Below are 19,467 nucleotides of genomic sequence, written 5' to 3' on the forward strand. Positions count from 1 at the left end.
CCGCGCAAAAAAAATGGCCCCGCAGGGCCATCGTGAAGTAGTAACGGTTCGCATTAAAACCGGTAGCGCGCACTCAAGCCCACCGTACGGGGCTGATTGACGTGCTGCCCCACTCGCGCGTTCCCGCCACGCTCCAGATCCAGCGACAATTCGGCGCGCTCATTGGTGGCATTGCGCACGAAGAGCGCCACATCCCACTCATCGCGACTGGCTCCCAAGCGCAGGTTGACGATCTGGTAGCCGCCCTGCTCCCGGTCATACGTGTAGGTCGACTGTGTCAGCGGCCCGCCCATACTCGGATACAGCGTGGCCACACCCTGTCCGCCATTTTCCTGATCCGCAATCTGGGTGTAGCGCGCCCCCACATTCTGGTAGGAGGCCGTCAGATAACCCTCCCACACGTCGAAAACCGGGAAGTAATAGGTCGCTGTAGCCGCCAGCTCAAACTTGGGTGCGGTCGGCAGTTCATTGCCCTCGCGCAAACCACCCACAATGGAAGTCACCCCACCGGCATCGGTAGAGGTCACATCTGAGTCGATTTCCGCACGCACATAACTGGCCGACACGCCAAATTCGAAGTTGCTCAGCGGCCGCACGGTCAACTCAACTTCCACACCCTGGCTATGCGCCTCGGGCACGTTGTACACGATACGCGACGAGCAGGTCCCCGCATTCACCGTGGCTTGAAGGTCTTCAATGTCACTGTAGAACAGCGATGCGTTCAGAACCCCCGCGCCGCCGAACAGCGTCATTTTGCTGCCGATTTCATAATTGGTCAGCGTCTCGTCGTCAAAGGCTTCGCGGCCACCAAAGGTGGCGGCATCCGCCGGGGTACACAGCGGCACATTCAGCGGGTCATTAATCCCGCCGAGGCGGAAGCCCTGCGACACCTGCGCATTCAGCATAATATCGTCGTTGATATCGTGGCGGAGCATGATTCGGGGCGACACGCCGTCAGAGGAAACCTCGCCGGGCTGGTCGATCACCGTCGTGTTGTAAATGCCGTCAAAAGTCAGTTTGCGAGTTTCCTCATAATCGAAGAAGCGCGCTCCCAACACCACCATGGTGCGCTCGCTGAGATCGTAAGACAGCTCGCCAAATACCGCGTACTGCTCCAGCTCGTAGGGCACTTCCGAGAAATACAGTTCGTCTTCGCCAGCCCGTACCCCGGCAGACGCATTGCCGGTCAGCGCGGTGTAGCCCGCCACGTCCAGCACCTGGCTGTATTCCCGCTCGACCTCGCTGTAGAACACGCCCGCCACCCACTGCAATGGGCCATTCACACCGCTCAAGCGCAATTCCTGTGTGATGACCGTCGCGTCGGTGCGGTCATAGAGCGGCGCATCCAGCGTGTAAACCGCTTCGGGCTCGCCCGATGAACCGCCGAGGATGCTGCCATTCAGCGCCGACGCATCGCGTACAACCAGCACTTCACGATCGGTATAGGACGTCACCGAGGTCAACGTCATAGCGTCGTTAATATCAATATTCGCGGTCAAATCCACCAGCAGGAAGTCATCCTCAAAGCTTTCCTCCAACTGGGTATATTGCTCGTAATCCCCAAAACTCACATTGGGGCGCGTGGTGGTATAGGGGTTGGCCAGTGCGTTGTAATCGTCTTCGCGATTGAAGCCATCCATGTCGATGGACTGGAAAATCACCCGCGGCACAATGCTGACACGATCATTCGGCTGAAACGCCAAGGCAATACGCCCCCCGCTCCGGGTGCCTTCATTCACATCGTCCTTCACACTGCCATCGGGCTGGATCGCATCGATATATCCCGGATATTGCTGCGCATAAGCGACCATCCGCACGGCTGCTGTCTGGCTCAAGGGAATATTCAGATGGCCTTTTACACTGCCGCCCTCACTGCCCTCATCAACGGTTTCGGCGGCGAGCTGTACGGAGCCACTGGTCTCGACAAAATCCGGCTGATTGGTGATGTAACGCACCGTCCCCGACAGCGAGCCCGACCCAAACAGCGTGCCCTGCGGGCCGCGCAACACCTCGACGCGGTTGATGTCGTAGAAATCCAGGTCGGGGGTGAACAGCGACATCGAAATCACTGACTCATCCACATACACCCCTACCTGCTCCTTCACCCCCGGCTGATCGCGCACAATCTGCCCGGCCGAAATGCCGCGAATCGATACCTGACTCTGACCGGGCCCCAGGTTCTGGATGGAGATCCCCGCCACATTAGTCGCCATGGACTCCAGATCGGTCGCGCCGCTCTGGGTCAATTTGCCCTCTGTCATGGCCGCGATGGAAAACGGCACATCCTGAAGGGTTTCCGACTGCTTACGCGCCGTGACAACAACTTCCTCAACCACATTGGTCTGCGACAAGGCCCAGGGGGCACTGCCAAGTATCGCCAGACTCAGTGCTGACCGGGTAAAGACCGAAGGTATATTCATGAGCTCCCCGCTACATTTAGAAATTATTATTTACTCGAAAAACATTGGCTTAGAGCATTCAAGTTCATCTACTTATAGCAAAGACTCCAGAATTTTCCTGCCGCACCGGCAAGCGGCCCCAATTCCCGCCCCAAAGCGCCTCTGCAGACAGCTCCCAGCCGCTGCGAAACACCACCGCAAGCAGCCGCCAAAACCGCGCCAGCCGTGGAGTGCACCACGGCAAAGCACAACCAGCATCAATTGTCGGCAACGCTGGAATTTACAAACGCTTCCTTATATGATTGATCCCTTATTTCGAGGGCAGCACTTGCTGCCTTTTTGCGTTTTAGCTTCCCGCATACAACGAGCGTGAACAGGAGAGCTGCTGTAATGACATTGCCTGCGCTGATGAACACCTATGGACGACTGCCCGTGAGCTTTGTGCGCGGCGAAGGTGTTCGACTGTTTGACGAGCAGGGCAAGGCCTACATTGACGGCATCAGCGGCATCGGCGTTAACGCCCTCGGCCACGCCCATCCGGCGGTGACCGACGCAATCTGCAAACAGGCCGGCGAGCTGCTGCACACCTCCAATCTGTACAACGTGGTTCGCCAGCAAGAGCTGGCTGAAGCGCTGCGCGACGCCAGCGGCATGGACAATGTGTTTTTCGCCAACTCCGGCGCCGAAGGTAACGAAGCCGCGATCAAGCTGGCGCGGATGCACGGCCACAAGCGCGGCATTGAAGTGCCCCATGTCGTCGTGATGGAGCAGGCCTTCCACGGCCGGACTCTCGCCACGCTGACCGCGTCGGGCAATCGCAAAATTCAGGCAGGCTTCGAGCCGCTGGTGCGCGGCTTTACCCGTGCGCCCTACGGCGACCTGGAAGCCCTGGAAAACATCGCCAGAAACAACAGCAGTGTTGCGGCCGTTCTGCTCGAACCCCTTCAGGGCGAAGGCGGACTGAACCCGCTGCCCGCAGGCTTCCTCGGCAAGCTGCGTGAACTCTGCGACCGCTATGACTGGCTGTTGATGCTCGACGAAGTGCAGACGGGCAACGGCAGAACCGGCAAATACTTCTGCTTCCAGCATGAAGACGTGACCCCCGATGTGCTGGTCACCGCCAAAGGTCTGGGCAACGGTCTGCCGATTGGCGCCTGCCTGGCCCACGGCAAAGCCGCATCGCTGTTCCAGCCCGGTGCCCACGGCTCCACGTTCGGCGGCAACCCGCTGGCCTGCGCAGCCGGCCTGGTGGTGGTAAACACGCTGAACACACCGGAGATGCTGGCCCAGATCGCGGAAACCGGCGACTACCTGCAAAACGGTCTGCGCGAGCGCCTCGCTGGCGCCGAGCACGTTAAGGAAGTGCGCGGTCGCGGACTGATGATTGGTGTAGAGCTGGATCGCCCCTGCGGCGGTCTGGTAGCACAGGCACTGGAAAAAGGCCTGTTGATGAACGTGACGTCGGAGCGGGTCGTGCGCCTGCTGCCGCCGCTTATTATTAGCCGGCAGGATGTCGATGCGCTGCTCGATATCCTTTGCCCACTGATTCTTCAGTGGCCCGCCCACTCCGGCGCCGCCTGACGGCGCCGTTATATGCAGCAAAGGTAGAGCCGCCAAATGGCATTGAGACATTTCCTGACCCTTAACGACCTCAGCCCCGCCGAACTGGAACAACTGATCCAGCGCGCCATCGAACTGAAAGCCGACCACCGGGCACGGCGCCCGAGCATCCAGTTCCCGAACTACGTGCTGGGCATGGTGTTTGAAAAAGCCTCCACCCGTACCCGTATTTCCTTTGAAGCCGGCATGGCGCAACTGGGTGGCCACGCCATCTTCCTGTCGCCGCGCGATACCCAACTCGGCCGCGGCGAACCGACCGAGGACAGCGCGCGCGTTATCTCCTCAATGTGCGACATCGTGATGATTCGTACCTTCGAGCACAGCATCATTGAGAAATTTGCCGAGTACTCCAGCGTACCGGTCATCAACGCCCTGACCGATGACTACCATCCCTGCCAGTTGCTCGCCGATATTCAGACCTTTGTCGAGCACCGCGGCAGCATTCGCGGCAAACAGGTGGCCTGGGTAGGAGACGGCAATAATATGTGCCAGTCCTACATCAACGCCGCCATGCAGTTCGATTTCAAACTGAAGATTGCCTGCCCGGAAGACTTCGAACCCCGCGCCGAGCTGGTTGCCGCTGCGGGTGACCGCGTGGAAATCGTGCGCGACCCGGTTGAAGCCGCCACCGGCTCCGACCTGCTGGTTACCGATGTCTGGGCCTCGATGGGTCAGGAAGAAGAAAAGGCCGAGCGCCGCCGCAAACTGGCGGGCTACCAAATCAACAGCGCGCTGATGGCGCACGCCAATCCCGATGCACTGTACATGCACTGCCTGCCCGCCCACCGCGGCGAGGAAATCAGTGCCGAGCTGATGGACAGCCCGAAAACGGTGATCTGGGACGAAGCAGAGAACCGCCTGCATGCGCAGAAAGCGCTGATGGAATTCCTGCTCAACGAAGCGCAGGCCTGACACCCGGCCGCTGAACGCGATCCGGCGACGCTGGGTCGCCACACCGACACGAGATGTAACCGTGCTGCAAGTTCAGGATATTCAGTGTCGCTACGATGACACCAACGTCGTCAGCGACGTTCGCTTTCACGTCAATCAGGGCGACATCTGCAGCCTGCTCGGCCCCAGTGGCTGTGGCAAAACCACTATCCTGCGCGCCATTGCCGGCTTCCAGCCCCTGCATCGCGGCAAAATCCTGCTGAACGACCGCTGCCTGAGCGAACCCGGCCTGCAACTCACCCCCGAGCAACGCAACATCGGCATGGTGTTTCAGGACTACGCCCTGTTCCCACACCTGAATGTGTTCGACAACATCCGCTTTGGCCTGAGCAAGCTGTCGGCGGCCAAACAGCGCGAGCAGGTGCGGCGCATGTTGTCGCTGGTGCGGCTCGACGGGATTGAAGAACGCTTCCCTCACGAACTCTCCGGTGGTCAGCAACAGCGTATCGCCCTGGCCCGCGCCCTGGCACCCAGCCCGCAGTTGCTGTTAATGGATGAACCCTTCTCCAACCTCGACGCCGAGCTGCGCAAGCAACTCAGCGTGGAAGTGCGGGACATCCTCAAGGAGCTGGGCATCAGCGCCATTCTTGTCACCCACGACCAGCATGAAGCCTTTGCCTTCAGCGACCATGTCGGCCTGCTCTACCACGGCAAGCTGCAACAGTGGGACACTCCGTTTAACCTCTACCACGAACCCGCCAATCGCATCGTGGCCGACTTTATCGGCGAAGGCTGCTTTCTGCCCGGCATGATTGGCGACGAGTCCAACACGGTGAATACCGAGCTCGGCCCACTGATGGGTAACCGCGCTTATCCCTGGCCCAGCGGCACCCCGGTAGATGTGCTGTTGCGCCCCGACGATGTGGTGCTGGCCGACATCGGCGGCCTGAGCGCGATCATCGAAAAGAAAGTGTTCTCTGGCAGCGCCACGATGTACACCCTTCGCCTGCCCACCGGCAGTCGCGTTGAAGCCCTGCTGCCCAGCCATCGCGACTACGAACTGGGCGAGAGTGTGCAGATCACCACCGAGCTGGAACACCTGATCGCCTTCGCTCAGGACAACATCGCCCCCACCGCCAAACCAGTGCACCGTAACAGCGCTATATAAATTTTTTTTCTTAGAAAAAATCCGTCTGGATGCACCACGGCGGGCACCAAAATCGGGCCGCCCAGCGCAAAAGCCCGTCCCATGCGGCTTACATCAAGCACCATTTTTTGCCCCCTGCTTACCCACATTTTATCCACAAGCTCCCCACAAGATACGGTGCTTGCACATCCCCAAAAACCGCATTATCTTGTAGCCCAATCCAGAAAAAACCCCATATATGGGAAACAGCGCAGAAACGGCACTACCACCCTCTGCGCCCTGAGATCAAGCTGTAAATAAAAACTTGTCCGATTTTCGACGGACACAAAGCCGTACAGCATCACGCAGACATCCGTTTTTCTGCGGCACCACCAACAAACCGTTTCGCCACAGCACAGCAGGGGCCACCACTATGCAAACCAGCCAAGAAAACCATGCCAGCAGCAACCCGCCGCCCGCATCGCCGCAACAGGATGAACTCAGCGCGACGGCGCCGGGTCAGCTTCGCGTTATCAAGCGCAACGGCTCGGTCGTCAGCTACACCGACGACAAGATCAGCGTGGCCATCACCAAGGCATTTCTGGCTGTAGAAGGTGGCAACGCCGCCGCCTCCACCCGCATTCACGAAACCGTGGCCAAACTGACCGATCAGGTGACGGCCACGTTCAAGCGGCGTATGCCTACGGGCGGCACTATTCATATTGAAGAGATTCAGGATCAGGTCGAGCTGGCCCTGATGCGCAGCGGCGAGCATAAAATCGCCCGCGCCTACGTGATCTACCGCGCGGCCCGCGCCGAAGAACGCGCCCAGCTCAGCCCCGAAGTGGCCGAAAAAACCCACCCCAGCATCAAGGTAAAACGCGCTGATGGCAGCGAAGTGCCACTGGATCTGGGTCGTTTGGAGTTTATCGTCAACGAAGCCTGCGAAGGTCTGGCCGATGTGTCAGCACAGGCCGTATTGGACGAAGCGCTGAAAAGCCTGTTCGACGGCGTCTCTGAGAACGAGGTCAACACCTCGCTGGTGATCGCCGCCCGCGCCATGGTGGAAAAAGAGCACAACTACAGCCTGGTCACCGCCCGCCTGCTGCTGGACAAACTGCGCGCCGAAGCCCTGAGCTTCCTCGGTGTGGCCGACAGCGCCACCCAGCACGATATGAGCGTGTATTACCCCAAAGCGCTGCCAGCCTACATCGCCAAAGGTGTTGAACTGGAACTGCTGTCTCCCGAACTGAGCAGCTACGACCTCGACGCACTGGGCGCCGCCCTCAAGCCCGAGCGCGACCACCAGTTCCACTACCTCGGCCTGCAGACGCTGTACGACCGCTACTTCATTCACAGCAATGACGTGCGCATCGAACTGCCGCAAATCTTCTTCATGCGTGTCGCCATGGGTCTGGCCATGCGCGAAGACAACAAGACCGAGCGCGCCATCGAGTTCTACAACCTGCTCAGCTCCTTCGACTACATGAGCTCCACGCCGACCCTGTTCAACGCCGGCACCCTGCGTCCCCAACTGTCGAGCTGCTACCTGACGACCGTGCCCGACGACTTGCACGGCATTTACGGCGCGATTCAAGACAACGCCATGCTGTCGAAATTCGCCGGCGGTCTGGGCAACGACTGGACCCCCGTGCGCGGACTGGGCGCCTACATTAAAGGCACCAACGGCAAATCACAGGGCGTGGTGCCCTTCCTGAAAGTGGTCAACGACACCGCCGTGGCCGTTAACCAGGGCGGCAAGCGCAAAGGCGCGGTCTGTGCCTACCTCGAAACCTGGCACATGGACATCGAGGAATTCCTCGAGCTGCGCAAGAACACCGGTGACGATCGCCGCCGTACCCACGACATGAACACCGCGAACTGGATTCCCGACCTGTTCATGAAGCGTGTGTTTGAAGACGGCGAGTGGACGCTGTTCTCGCCCAACAATGTGCCCGATCTGCACGACCTCTACGGCAAGGCTTTTGAAGAGCGCTACAACCAGTACGAAGAGATGACCCGCAACGGCGAACTCAAGCTGTACAAGCGCGTGAAAGCAGCCGACCTGTGGCGCAAAATCCTGTCGATGCTGTTCGAAACCGGCCACCCGTGGATCACCTTTAAAGATCCCTGCAACCTGCGCAGCCCGCAGCAGCACACCGGTGTCGTGCACTCGTCCAACCTGTGTACCGAGATCACGCTCAACACCAGCAAAGACGAAATTGCCGTGTGCAACCTCGGCTCGGTCAACCTCGCCCAGCACATTGTGGACGGCGAGCTGAACCTGCCCAAGCTGGAGAAAACCATCAAGACGGCCGTACGCATGCTCGATAACGTTATCGACATCAACTACTACAGCGTGCAGCAGGCCGAGAACTCCAACTTCAAGCACCGCCCGGTAGGTCTGGGCCTGATGGGCTTCCAGGACGCACTGTACAAGCAGCACATCGCCTACTCGTCTGATGACGCGGTAGCATTTGCCGACCGTTCAATGGAAGCGATCAGCTACTACGCCATCAAAGCCTCCAGCGACCTCGCCGTTGAGCGCGGCAGCTACCAGAGCTACGAAGGTTCACTGTGGAGCCGTGGCATTCTGCCCATCGACTCGGTGAAAATTCTGATCGAAGAACGCGGCGCCGACTACATTGAAGTCGACCAGAGCCAGACCCTCGACTGGGACAGCCTGCGCGCCACCGTGCAAAGCCAGGGCATGCGCAACTCCAATGTCATGGCGATTGCGCCCACGGCCACCATCGCCAACATCACCGGCGTCTCGCAGTCTATCGAGCCCACGTACCAGAACCTGTACGTGAAATCGAACCTGTCCGGCGAATTCACCGTGGTGAACCCCTATCTGGTCAAAGACCTGAAAGCCCGCGGCCTGTGGGACGCAGTCATGGTAAACGACCTGAAATACTACGAGGGCTCGGTACAGAAAATCGACCGCATCCCCGACGACCTGAAGGCCATGTACGCCACCGCCTTTGAAGTGGAGCCACGCTGGCTGGTCGACTCCGCCAGCCGTCGCCAGAAATGGCTGGATCAGGCGCAGTCGCTCAACCTGTACATCGCCGGCGCCTCCGGTAAAAAGCTGGACATCACCTACCGCATGGCATGGTTCCGTGGCCTGAAAACCACCTACTACCTCCGTGCGCTGGCCGCCAGCTCCACTGAGAAATCCACGGTGAGCCAAGGCTCCATGAACAAGGTCTCGGCCAACGCGGGCAACAGCGAGCCACAGGCCGCGCCCGTACCGCAAGCCTGCTCGCTGGATGATCCAGATTGCGAGGCCTGCCAGTAAAACACTCGGGGCGCCGCCGCGTGCCCCACGCTTCTGCACACATTTTTATAACGCCCTGACCGGGTGAAAGACATTATCGAGGTGACGAACCAATGCTCAGCTGGGACGATTTCGACAAAGACGACAACGAAGCCAACGCCAAGCCGCAGCCCAAAGCCGCGCCACAGCCTCAACAGGCACCTGCGGCAGAAAGCCGAGGCCCGGCCGTAGCCAGCCAGACACCACCGCCCGCACAAGCGGAAGAACCCGCCAGCGCGCAGAGCGTGATGGACAAAGCCAGCGCCTCACTCGATAACCTCGACGTGGCCGCCGGTCTGGAAGAGCTGGAAATGGGCGCCGCCCGCCTGCGCGTAGAAGACAAGCGCATCATCAACTGCCACCTCGACCTTAACCAGCTCGTGCCCTTCAAATACGACTGGGCCTGGCAGAAATACCTCGACGGCTGTGCCAACCACTGGATGCCGCAAGAGGTCAACATGACCGCCGACATCTCCCTGTGGAAAAACCCCGAGGGCCTGACCGACGACGAACGCCGTATCGTCATGCGCTCACTGGGCTACTTCTCCACCGCCGACTCGCTGGTCGCCAACAACCTCGTCCTGGCCGTGTACCGCCACATCACCAACCCAGAGTGCCGTCAGTACTTGCTGCGCCAGGCCTTTGAAGAAGCCATCCACACGCACGCCTACCAGTACTGTGTCGAGTCACTGGGCATGGACGAAGGCGAAGTCTTCAACATGTACCGCGAGCTGCCCTCCATCGCCAAAAAGGCGGCGTGGAGCCTGACCCACACTCAGGCACTGGGCGACCCCAACTTCAAAACCGGCACCCCGGAAGACGACCAAGAGCTGCTGCGCAACCTCATCGGTTTCTACGCCGTCACCGAAGGCATCTTCTTCTACTGTGGCTTCACCCAAATCCTGTCCATGGGTCGCCGCAACAAAATGACCGGCGTCGCCGAGCAGTTCCAGTACATCCTGCGCGACGAATCCATGCACCTGAACTTCGGCATCGACATGATCAACCAGATCAAGCTCGAAAACCCGCATCTGTGGAGCGCCCAGTTCCAGGAAGAAGTCACCCAGATGATCGTCGAAGGCATGCAACTGGAAATCGAATACGCCAAAGACTCCATGCCCCGCGGCGTACTCGGCATGAACTCGGCCATGATGGAGGAATACCTCAAATTCATCGCCAACCGCCGCCTCTCACAACTCGGCCTCAAAGAGCAGTTCCCCAACGCCCAAAACCCCTTCCCGTGGATGAGCGAAATCATGGACCTGCGCAAAGAGAAAAACTTCTTTGAAACCCGAGTGATTGAATACCAGACTGGCGGCGCGCTGACTTGGTAATAGCTCCCAAGGCGGGAATTGTCATTAGAGACACTTTTTTTGCAATAGAGAAATTACCGCCCCGCCCTATTGGCGGGGTAAACACGGTGAGCAATTACTTCTCTAATGGAGATCCTTATAGGGTAGAGGCGTCATGAAGCGCGGAATCATTACATCACCTGCTGAAGTGCAAGTGCTTGTGGACGGCTTCAAGATGGCCTCAACAATATCTGCCGACGAGATAAGGTTCTATTTACTGTATTGGGATAAAGTTTTTATCCCGACTAACAATCTGGTTCACGTTGGGATTCCTGACGAAGATGTACTAGTTGAGACCGGAGCCATATATCGACCGAGAATACCATTAGTTGGCAACTTTACTGGAGCCGAAGTGGGCGCATCAATGCTCAACAACCAATGTGAGCTTGCGAAACTAATGTCAAAGGACACCACCACCTCCTGGACAATGCACCAACGAGGCAGCTCCCTCGCCATTCCTCAGGAATACAACAATCCTCGCGACATTCTTCGCATTGAGCTATCAAACGCCCTTCTGGCACCGTCAGCAGATGTAGAAGTATATGATGTGCTTGATTTCAAAGAGAGGCACTCGGATAAACTGGCGATACTTCATGAACTACTAGATGCACTGTATCTTGAAATATTGTCATCCCCGGATCCCAAAATTAAAAAAAACTTGGTTATCCGTGACCTTGAGAGACTTATCGCCGAACAGAACAAAACTGTATTGCAACGATTCGTTTCCACGACTTCATTCGATATATCCACAGACCTAAAGATCTCTGCTGACGACGCGATAAAGCACACGATTGGTCTCGCCTTCTTAAATAATTGTTTAGAGCTTGGGGCGACGGGACTTGAAATCATGGGGTGTGCCGGGATCAGCTCCACTATTGCCCTGTCTGCCAAGCACACCAGGACATTCAAATACGGACAGCAGCACCCCAACTTGGGCTATCTTTCAAATGCAAGGAAAGAAAGGGTTATCGGCTAGGCACAAAAAGGCCACTTTCAATAACCCCAGAAGGACACATCTTGCCTTCCAATTATAAGTTCGACGACTTATTCAAGCCTGTTCTCAATACACTGCATGCACTCGGAGGGTTAGGGACCCAGCGCCTATCACATCATGCTAAGTTGCCCACAGACTGGCGACAACCAACACTCAGCAGGGAGGCCCAACAATGACTGCCACTCGATTTACCATCACCACCTTTGACTGGGTCCCGGAGTTTCCGCGCGGCTTTGTCCGCGACTTGCGTGCGCGTTGGGCATTGGAGGAAGCGGGACTCGACTACACGGTGGAATCGGTGCCGTTTCACAACCGCCAGCCCGCGCACTTCAGTCAGCAGGCCTTTGGTCAGGTTCCGTGGCTGCGCGATGGTGATATCACGCTGTTCGAAAGCGGGGCCATGCTGCTGCATATCGGCGAGCAAAGCGACGCGCTGCTCCCCACTGCCCCGGCAGAACGGGCAGAGGTCATACAGTGGTTATTCGCCGCGCTGAACTCGGTGGAAATGGCCAGCCTGCCCTGGTTTATTTTGCGGTTTACCGACGGCGAGGAATCGGCTCCCGAGCGCGCCCGCATTCTAGATTTTCTCAAGGCTCGCCTTCGTCACATGGAAGCCGTGTTGGCAGACCGGGAGTGGCTGGCCGACAGCTTCTCGATTGCCGATATTGCGATGGCCGATGTGTTGCGTCTGGTGGACCGGCTGGATGGACTGGATGAATCGCCACACTGTCGCCAGTACGTCGAACAGGCAAGCTCACGACCGGCATTTAAAAAAGCCCATGCGGATCAATTGGCCCATTTCGCCGAGAACGACTGACGGACAGGAGTCCCAGTTTTGAATTCGAAGACCATCACCGTTCGATGTCGCTGCGGACACACGACTCTGACGCTTGAGGGTAAGCAGATTATGAGTGTGGAATGCCTGTGCCGGGATTGTCAGCAGGCGGGAGCGCTGCTTCAAACACTGGACAGCGCCCCACCGCTATTGGACGACAACGGGGCCACACGATTTGTGGTGTATAGAAAGGATCGTGTTCGCTGTCAGGCCGGGCAAGACACACTGAAGGAGCACCGCCTGTCACCGACGGCGAAGACGCGCCGCGTGGTTGCCTGCTGCTGCAATACGCCGATGTTCCTCGAATTTATGAACGGTCATTGGCTGAGTCTGTATGGCGGCCTTTGGCCTGCACAGACGCTGCCCGCACTGGAGATTCGTACCATGACCCGTGATAAGCCAGCGGGTGTATCGCTGCCTGATGATGTGCCGAACCCTGCCACGCACACGCTGCGATTTTTCTTCAAGCTCATTGCAGCCTGGGCAGCGATGGGGTTTCGCTCCCCAGCCGTCGATTATATTAGCGGCGATATCACCCTTCCCGAGTAGCCAAAATCCGATGACCGAGATCACCTATCCTCGCCTTGACGCGATCGATGCAGAGGAGTTGCTGCCCTTACTCAACAGCCACCGCGTTCGACAACACCTTATTGCGCACCCCTTGTTTACTCTGTCGTCCTTACAGCAGTGGCTGGTCGAGAAGCAGCGCGTTGACGCGACACCGGGCTGCCGCGTCAGGGCCATTGCGCTGAACGATGAGCTGATAGGCTGGTGCGGCATTCAGCGGGAAAACGACGAGTATGAGCTGGCCGTGGTGATTGGCGAACAAGGCTGGGGAGTCGGCAAAGCCGTTTTTCTCGAGCTGATGGACTGGGCCAGGGCGATGGGCCACCGCGAAGTGGCAATCAACTTCTTTCACACCCGGCGGCCATACCGTTTCCTGATAAAGCGGGCGATCTCGGTCAGGCAGGTTGAGCTGCTGGGCGCGTCATTCACGCGCTACCAGCTCGCCGTGGACTAGCGGTTCCGATCAAGCAAAAATTGATTTGGCATGTTCTGCGGGAGACCGCGCCAAGGAGTCAGAACTTTATTTGTCAGGCGGTATCCTATAGGCTCATCAACAGCTCATTTCACAACAGCTTCATTTGGACATGAAACGCCGCGTACGTATCATCTACATACTCATCGCCCTGCTGGCATCGCAGTCTGTCTGGTCGATGCTGGGAGCACGGCATTAGCAACGCCGCTCCGACCACCGGAGAGCTGCGCCACGATGGGCATGCCGCTGATGATCAAGGTGAACGCCAGCATGCCGATGATGCGGAAAGTTGCATTCATTGTTGCCACTGCCATTTCCACCAAATCTCGTATGTTCCCCCTTCAGAATCTCCACTTGAGCTAGCGGTCAGAGAGGCCACTTCATCAGGCTATAGCGCGCTGCTGACCGAAGCGTATCCAAACACTCCCTTCAGGCCTCCCATCTTGTAAATCCTGTCTCAACCGACACATTTCGCGTTAAAACAACAGGATTACACCATGAGTACTCTTCGTATCTGGTGCGAGCGATGGCTTGCGCTGGCCTTGTGTTTGCTGGCGTCTCCAGCCCATGCACAACTGACACTGCCAGAAGCGGTCGCTCGCGCACTCGACAACAACCCTTTTCTGCAAGTTTTCCCGCTTCGCGAACAAGCGGCAGCGGCAAGGACGGACACCGCCAAGCAAGACCCCGGCTATGCCATCGGTATTGAAGCGGAAAACCTCGCCGGCAATGGCACATTGTCCGGCACTGACAATGCGGAGTATGCACTGTCGATTAGCTCGGTGATTGAGCTTGGCGATAAGCGCAAGGCCCGAACCGCCCTGGCCAACACCCGCTATGCCAGGACGGCTCTGGAGCACAAAGCGGCCGCGCTGGATTTGGTCGCCACCGTCACGCAAGGCTTTGTTAGCGCACTCAGTTTGAAGCATCAGATTCTCGTCGAAGAACGTGCTCTGGCGTTAACTAACGAGACTCTTGATGTTATCTCACGGCTCGCCCGTAAAGGCGCTGTGCCCGAAGCCGACAGACTCCGAGCGAAAGCGCAACAGTCGCAGGCCGAACTTAATCTCGCCGCGCTCAAAGCGGAATACGACGCTGAAAGGCAGTCTCTGGCAAGCCTCTGGGGCGAGCCACAGGCCGGGTTCAACGACGTAGAGGGCAATCTCTTTTCCTTCGCCAATGCCACCGACTTCCCCAGCCTGCGGCGTCGCGTAGAGCGTTCACCCGAGCTGGCGATTCTCGCCTCAGAGCGGCGGATGGCGGAAGCGGAACTGGCGCTCGCACGCAGCCAGTCCAGTGCCAATATCAATTGGAGGTTGGGTGTGCGTCATGAGCAGTTCAGTGGCGACTCAGCATTGACGGCGAGCCTGGAAATCCCGCTATTTTCAGCCGCCCGAAATCGCGGAGAGGAAAAGGCCGCCCACGCCGAGTTCAATAGCCAATCTTACCGTCGTGAAGATCGGGAGCTAAAACTGGGCGCGCGGCTATATCGCGCCTGGCAGGCGTTTCAGCAAAACCAGTTGGCGGCAAAGACGCTGCAGACAAGGATTATCCCCACGCTGGAATCGGCCCAATCACAAACCCGCCTCGCCTACGAGCAGGGCCGTTATCGCTATACCGACTGGCTGGCCGTCCAGAATGAACTGCTGGATGCCCGGCGACGACTGATCCACGCAGCCACCGCGGCGCTCCACAATCAAACACTTATCGAACAGTTGACGGCCACTCCCCTCGCCGAGGAGGCAAGTCATGACGATTAAAACTGGAAACCGTCCTATGCAAATGCATCTCACCGCCCTGTGTCTGCTTCTTGCCATCGCTCAGCCCGGCATCGCCAGTGACAGCCACAGCCACAGCCACAACGACCACCAGCAAACGCGCTACTCGACGCAGGAAAGCAGCGATCTGGCGCAGCGGGATCATGCCAGTGACGGCGAAGCGACCACCATTTCAGCGGCCATGGCGGCACGCAACGGGATAAGCACAGAGATCGCTGGCCCCGGCAAGATAGAGCGCCACCTTCAGGTTTATGGTCGCCTGGAATTACCGCCGGATCAGCGGGTAGCGCTTCGAGCTCGCTTCGCCGGACTGGTGAAATCGGTCAGAGCCCGTGTTGGCCAGAGCGTCGACAAGGGCGAGGTGTTAGCCGTGGTCGAGTCCAACGACAGTTTGAAAGACTACGCGGTAGTCGCTCCCATTAGCGGCATCATTCAATCCCGGCAAACCAGCGTTGGCGAAATCAGCGGTAATACCCCGCTGTTTACCGTGGTCGATACCCGACGGTTGTGGGCAACGTTGCAAGTGTTCTCCTCCCAGCGCTTTGAGGTCAAGCCGGGACTTCCGGTGCACGTGATTCACAACAACCACCGTCACGACAGTCGCATCGAATCGATAGCGCCCGCTGATCAGGGCGAACCATACGTGATCGCGCGCGTGATGCTGGACAATGCCAATGGCGATATGGCACCCGGCGATCTGGTTTCCGCCGAAATCGATGCAGAGATTGTGAGCTCACCTTTAGTCATAAAAACACGCGCCATCCAGCAACTGGACGGCAGGCCTGTCGTATTTATTCAGGAGGGCGAACGCTACTACGCACGAGCGCTTGAGCCGGGTCGTACCGACGGGGTGCACACTGAAGTGCTGTCAGGGCTGGACGCGGGTGATCGCTATGTTGTCGACAACAGCTACTTGATCAAGGCAGACATTGAAAAGTCCGCTGCATCTCACGAGCACTGAGGAGAGAGTCATGATTGATTCCATAGTACGTCTCTCCATTGAGCGACGTTTTTTTGTACTCAGCCTCATAGCCGTACTGATCGGCATGGGTATCTGGAGTTATCAGCGACTCCCGATCGACGCGGTGCCCGACATCACGAATGTGCAGGTGCAAATCAATACCCATGCGTCGGGGTACTCACCGCTGGAAGCCGAGCAGCGCATCACCTTCCCTGTTGAAACGGCGCTCTATGGCCTGCCGCAGCTTGAGTACACACGTTCCTTGTCACGCTATGGCCTGTCGCAGGTGACCGTGGTGTTTGAAGAAGGCACCGATATTTACCACGCTCGCAATCTGATTGATGAGCGATTGGCTGCCATAAAAAATGCGCTGCCGTCAGGGCTCGAACCGCAAATGGGGCCGATTGCCACGGGTCTGGGCGAAATCTTCAGCTATACCGTTGAAGCGGAGCCAGGATCGACACAGGCGAACGGCAAGCCTTGGGATGCGACCTCGCTCAGGGAAATTCAGGACTGGCTGATCAAACCGCAACTGGCGCAGGTGCGCGGCGTGGTAGAAATCAACACCATTGGCGGCTTTGACAAGCAGTACCACATCACCCCCAAGCCAATGCAATTGCTGGAGCACGGCATTACCCTGCAAGACATTGCCCGCGCGGTGCAGGCCAATAATAACAATCGCGGGGCGGGTTACATTGAGCGCTACGGTGAGCAGATTTTAGTGCGCTCTCCCGGACAGCTCAAAACCATTGCAGACATTGAGAGCATTGTTGTTGCTCGACATCGCGCGGCGCCGGTGATGCTTAAAGATGTTGCGGAGGTCGCCATTGGCAAAGAGCTGCGCACCGGGGCGGCGACGCGCGACGGTCGGGAAACCGTATTGGCTACAGCCATGATGCTCACTGGCGCGAACGCCCGCCAAGTGGCAGCGGATATCGCGACTAGACTGGAAGCCATTAAAGCCTCCTTACCCGACGGCATTACGCTTGAAACGGTTTACGACCGGACCTCACTCGTCGATAAAACCATCGCCACGGTGCAGAAAAATCTGCTTGAAGGCGCCTTACTCGTCATTGTCGTTTTGCTGCTTCTGCTGGGAAATATTCGTGCGGCACTGATCACCGCGGCCGTGATTCCGCTGTCGATGATGGCGACCATTACCGGCATGGTAAGTACCGGTGTTTCCGCCAACTTGATGAGCCTCGGCGCGCTGGATTTCGGGCTCATTGTCGATGGTGCGGTGATTATTGTAGAAAACTGTATCCGGCGCCTGAGTCACGCCGGGCAACCGCTGCCATTGCGCGAGCGACTGGACGTGGTGTATGCGGCAACCCGGGAAGTGATACGCCCAAGCCTGTTCGGCGTGGCCATTATTACCGTCGTCTACATACCCATTTTTTCGCTCAGTGGTGTGGAAGGAAAAATGTTCCACCCTATGGCAGCGACCGTCATGATGGCCTTGCTGGCCGCGATGGCCATGTCGCTGACGCTGGTTCCCGCCGCTGTAGCCGTCTTTATGAACGGCCCGGTTAAGGAACAGGAAAGTCGCATTATTCGCTCAGGCAAAGCCCTGTACCGCCCGTTACTGGAAAAGGCACTGGCCTTGCCCGGCGCGGTACTGGCAAGCGCTGGCGTTTTGCTCGCTTCATCCTTGTGGCTGGCAAGCACCCTTGGCGCGGAGTTCATCCCACAGCTTGATGAGGGAGATATCGCGCTGCATGCCCTGAGGATACCGGGTACAGGTCTCGAGCAATCGATAGCACTGCAGGAAATTCTGGAGGAAAAAATAAAAGCGTTTCCGGAGGTGGAGACCGTGTTTGCCAAGATCGGTACGCCGGAAGTCGCGACAGACCCGATGCCACCCAATGTGGCAGACAATTTTGTCATGCTAAAACCCCGCGACCAGTGGCCGGACCCCAGCCGCTCCAAGGCGGAGCTGGTAAGCGCTATGGAGGAAGCCCTTGAGACATTGCCCGGCAACAACTACGAATTTACCCAACCTATCCAGATGCGGTTTAACGAATTGATTTCCGGGGTGCGAGCCAATCTGGGCATCAAGGTGTTTGGCGACGATCTTGAACAACTTGAAAAAATCGCCCAGCAGATACTCACCGTCGTACAACAGCTCGACGGTGCAGCGGATGCACGGGTGGAGCAAGTCAGCGGCTTGCCCATGTTATCGGTGATCCCCAAACGCCTTGCCCTGGCGCAGTACGGTTTGACCGTAGACGATATGCAGACACTGATTGCGACGGGTATTGGCGGCAAAGAGCTGGGGCTCATCTACGAAGGTGATCGTCGCTTCACGCTCGCTTTGCGGCTGCCGGAAGATATACGACGCGATATCGACCGTCTCGGCTTTCTGCCAGTACCGCTGCCAAATGGTAATTATGTCCCACTGGCTGAAGTCGCAGACCTCGAGCTTAAACCTGCACCGGCGCAAATCAGCAGAGAAAACGGCAAACGCCGAGTCGTGGTAACGGCGAACGTGAGAGACCGGGACTTGGGCAGTTTTGTCGATGAAGCCAAGCTTCAAATTTCGAAAAACCTGACATTACCCGCCGGTTATTGGCTTGACTACGGAGGGACGTTTGAACAATTGGAATCCGCCAGTAAACGGCTCGCGCTGGTCGTACCGGTCACACTGGCCATTATCATAGGATTGCTCGTCATGGCCTTCGGTTCGCTGAAAGACTCACTGATCATTTTTACCGGCGTACCACTGGCGCTTACCGGCGGTGTCTTGGCATTGTGGCTTCGCGGCCTTCCCTTATCCATTTCCGCCGGTGTCGGCTTTATCGCCCTTTCCGGTGTAGCCGTGCTGAACGGTCTGGTGATGCTGGCCTTTATTCGAGACCTCTGGCTTGAGACAGGCAATCTCCGTCAGGCGATTATTGATGGCGCACTGATCCGGCTGCGTCCGGTATTGATGACCGCCATGGTCGCCAGTCTGGGATTCATACCCATGGCATTAAACACCGGCACAGGCGCTGAAGTGCAACGGCCTTTGGCAACGGTCGTCATTGGCGGCATTCTGTCCTCCACGCTATTGACCCTGATCGTGCTACCAGTGTTATACCAATGGGCACACAAGAAGGATCAGCAATAGCCATTCTATGCGGTGCAGCTTACCCTGCACCGCAATACACAGGA

At 57.8% G+C, this 19,467-nt stretch carries 13 protein-coding genes; 12 read left to right on the forward strand and 1 reads right to left on the reverse strand.

Annotation, left to right across the window (positions count from 1 at the left end; translation table 11 throughout):
- Positions 1 to 53 precede the first annotated feature (53 nt).
- Positions 54 to 2,420, reverse strand: a complete 2,367-nt coding sequence (locus tag AC5DB9_RS06765; protein WP_273009800.1) for a TonB-dependent receptor — start codon at positions 2,418 to 2,420, stop codon at positions 54 to 56.
- Positions 2,421 to 2,789: 369 nt separating this feature from the next.
- Between AC5DB9_RS06765 and AC5DB9_RS06770 the strand changes: the two genes are divergently transcribed.
- The 12 genes from AC5DB9_RS06770 to AC5DB9_RS06825 all read left to right on the forward strand — a co-directional run bounded on the left by AC5DB9_RS06770 (position 2,790) and on the right by AC5DB9_RS06825 (position 19,423).
- Positions 2,790 to 3,980 (forward strand): aspartate aminotransferase family protein, encoded by a 1,191-nt coding sequence (locus tag AC5DB9_RS06770; RefSeq protein ID WP_273009802.1) that lies wholly within the window; start codon positions 2,790 to 2,792, stop codon positions 3,978 to 3,980.
- Between the two features lie 36 nt (positions 3,981 to 4,016).
- Positions 4,017 to 4,931: an ornithine carbamoyltransferase gene (gene argF / locus AC5DB9_RS06775; protein ID WP_022958136.1), complete on the forward strand. Its 915-nt coding sequence runs from the start codon at positions 4,017 to 4,019 to the stop codon at positions 4,929 to 4,931.
- Positions 4,932 to 4,992: 61 nt separating this feature from the next.
- Positions 4,993 to 6,078 (forward strand): ABC transporter ATP-binding protein, encoded by a 1,086-nt coding sequence (locus AC5DB9_RS06780; RefSeq protein WP_022958137.1) that lies wholly within the window; start codon positions 4,993 to 4,995, stop codon positions 6,076 to 6,078.
- A gap of 391 nt (positions 6,079 to 6,469) precedes the next feature.
- Entirely contained in the window at positions 6,470 to 9,337 is a 2,868-nt protein-coding gene (locus AC5DB9_RS06785) for a ribonucleoside-diphosphate reductase subunit alpha (protein ID WP_273009805.1), read from the forward strand.
- 92 nt (positions 9,338 to 9,429) lie between these two features.
- Entirely contained in the window at positions 9,430 to 10,689 is a 1,260-nt protein-coding gene (locus AC5DB9_RS06790) for a ribonucleotide-diphosphate reductase subunit beta (protein ID WP_022958139.1), read from the forward strand.
- A 133-nt stretch (positions 10,690 to 10,822) separates the two neighbouring features.
- Positions 10,823 to 11,683 carry a DUF6236 family protein gene (locus AC5DB9_RS06795; protein ID WP_272991773.1) on the forward strand — a complete coding sequence of 287 codons (861 nt, stop codon included), beginning with the start codon at positions 10,823 to 10,825 and terminating at the stop codon, positions 11,681 to 11,683.
- A gap of 190 nt (positions 11,684 to 11,873) precedes the next feature.
- Positions 11,874 to 12,518: a glutathione S-transferase family protein gene (locus AC5DB9_RS06800; protein WP_272991776.1), complete on the forward strand. Its 645-nt coding sequence runs from the start codon at positions 11,874 to 11,876 to the stop codon at positions 12,516 to 12,518.
- Positions 12,519 to 12,536: 18 nt separating this feature from the next.
- Positions 12,537 to 13,085, forward strand: coding sequence for a GFA family protein (locus tag AC5DB9_RS06805; RefSeq protein ID WP_272991779.1), 549 nt, complete (start codon positions 12,537 to 12,539; stop codon positions 13,083 to 13,085).
- A 10-nt stretch (positions 13,086 to 13,095) separates the two neighbouring features.
- A complete protein-coding gene (locus tag AC5DB9_RS06810; RefSeq protein WP_272991782.1) occupies positions 13,096 to 13,557 on the forward strand; it encodes a GNAT family N-acetyltransferase in 462 nt (153 codons plus the stop codon).
- Positions 13,558 to 14,072: 515 nt separating this feature from the next.
- Positions 14,073 to 15,335, forward strand: coding sequence for a TolC family protein (locus AC5DB9_RS06815; RefSeq protein ID WP_272991786.1), 1,263 nt, complete (start codon positions 14,073 to 14,075; stop codon positions 15,333 to 15,335).
- Positions 15,325 to 16,314, forward strand: a complete 990-nt coding sequence (locus AC5DB9_RS06820; protein ID WP_272991789.1) for an efflux RND transporter periplasmic adaptor subunit — start codon at positions 15,325 to 15,327, stop codon at positions 16,312 to 16,314. Before AC5DB9_RS06815 ends, AC5DB9_RS06820 begins: the two co-directional genes overlap by 11 nt.
- 10 nt (positions 16,315 to 16,324) lie before the next feature.
- Positions 16,325 to 19,423: an efflux RND transporter permease subunit gene (locus tag AC5DB9_RS06825; protein WP_272991792.1), complete on the forward strand. Its 3,099-nt coding sequence runs from the start codon at positions 16,325 to 16,327 to the stop codon at positions 19,421 to 19,423.
- Positions 19,424 to 19,467: the final 44 nt, after the last annotated feature.

The organism is Spongiibacter sp., from assembly GCF_984394615.1.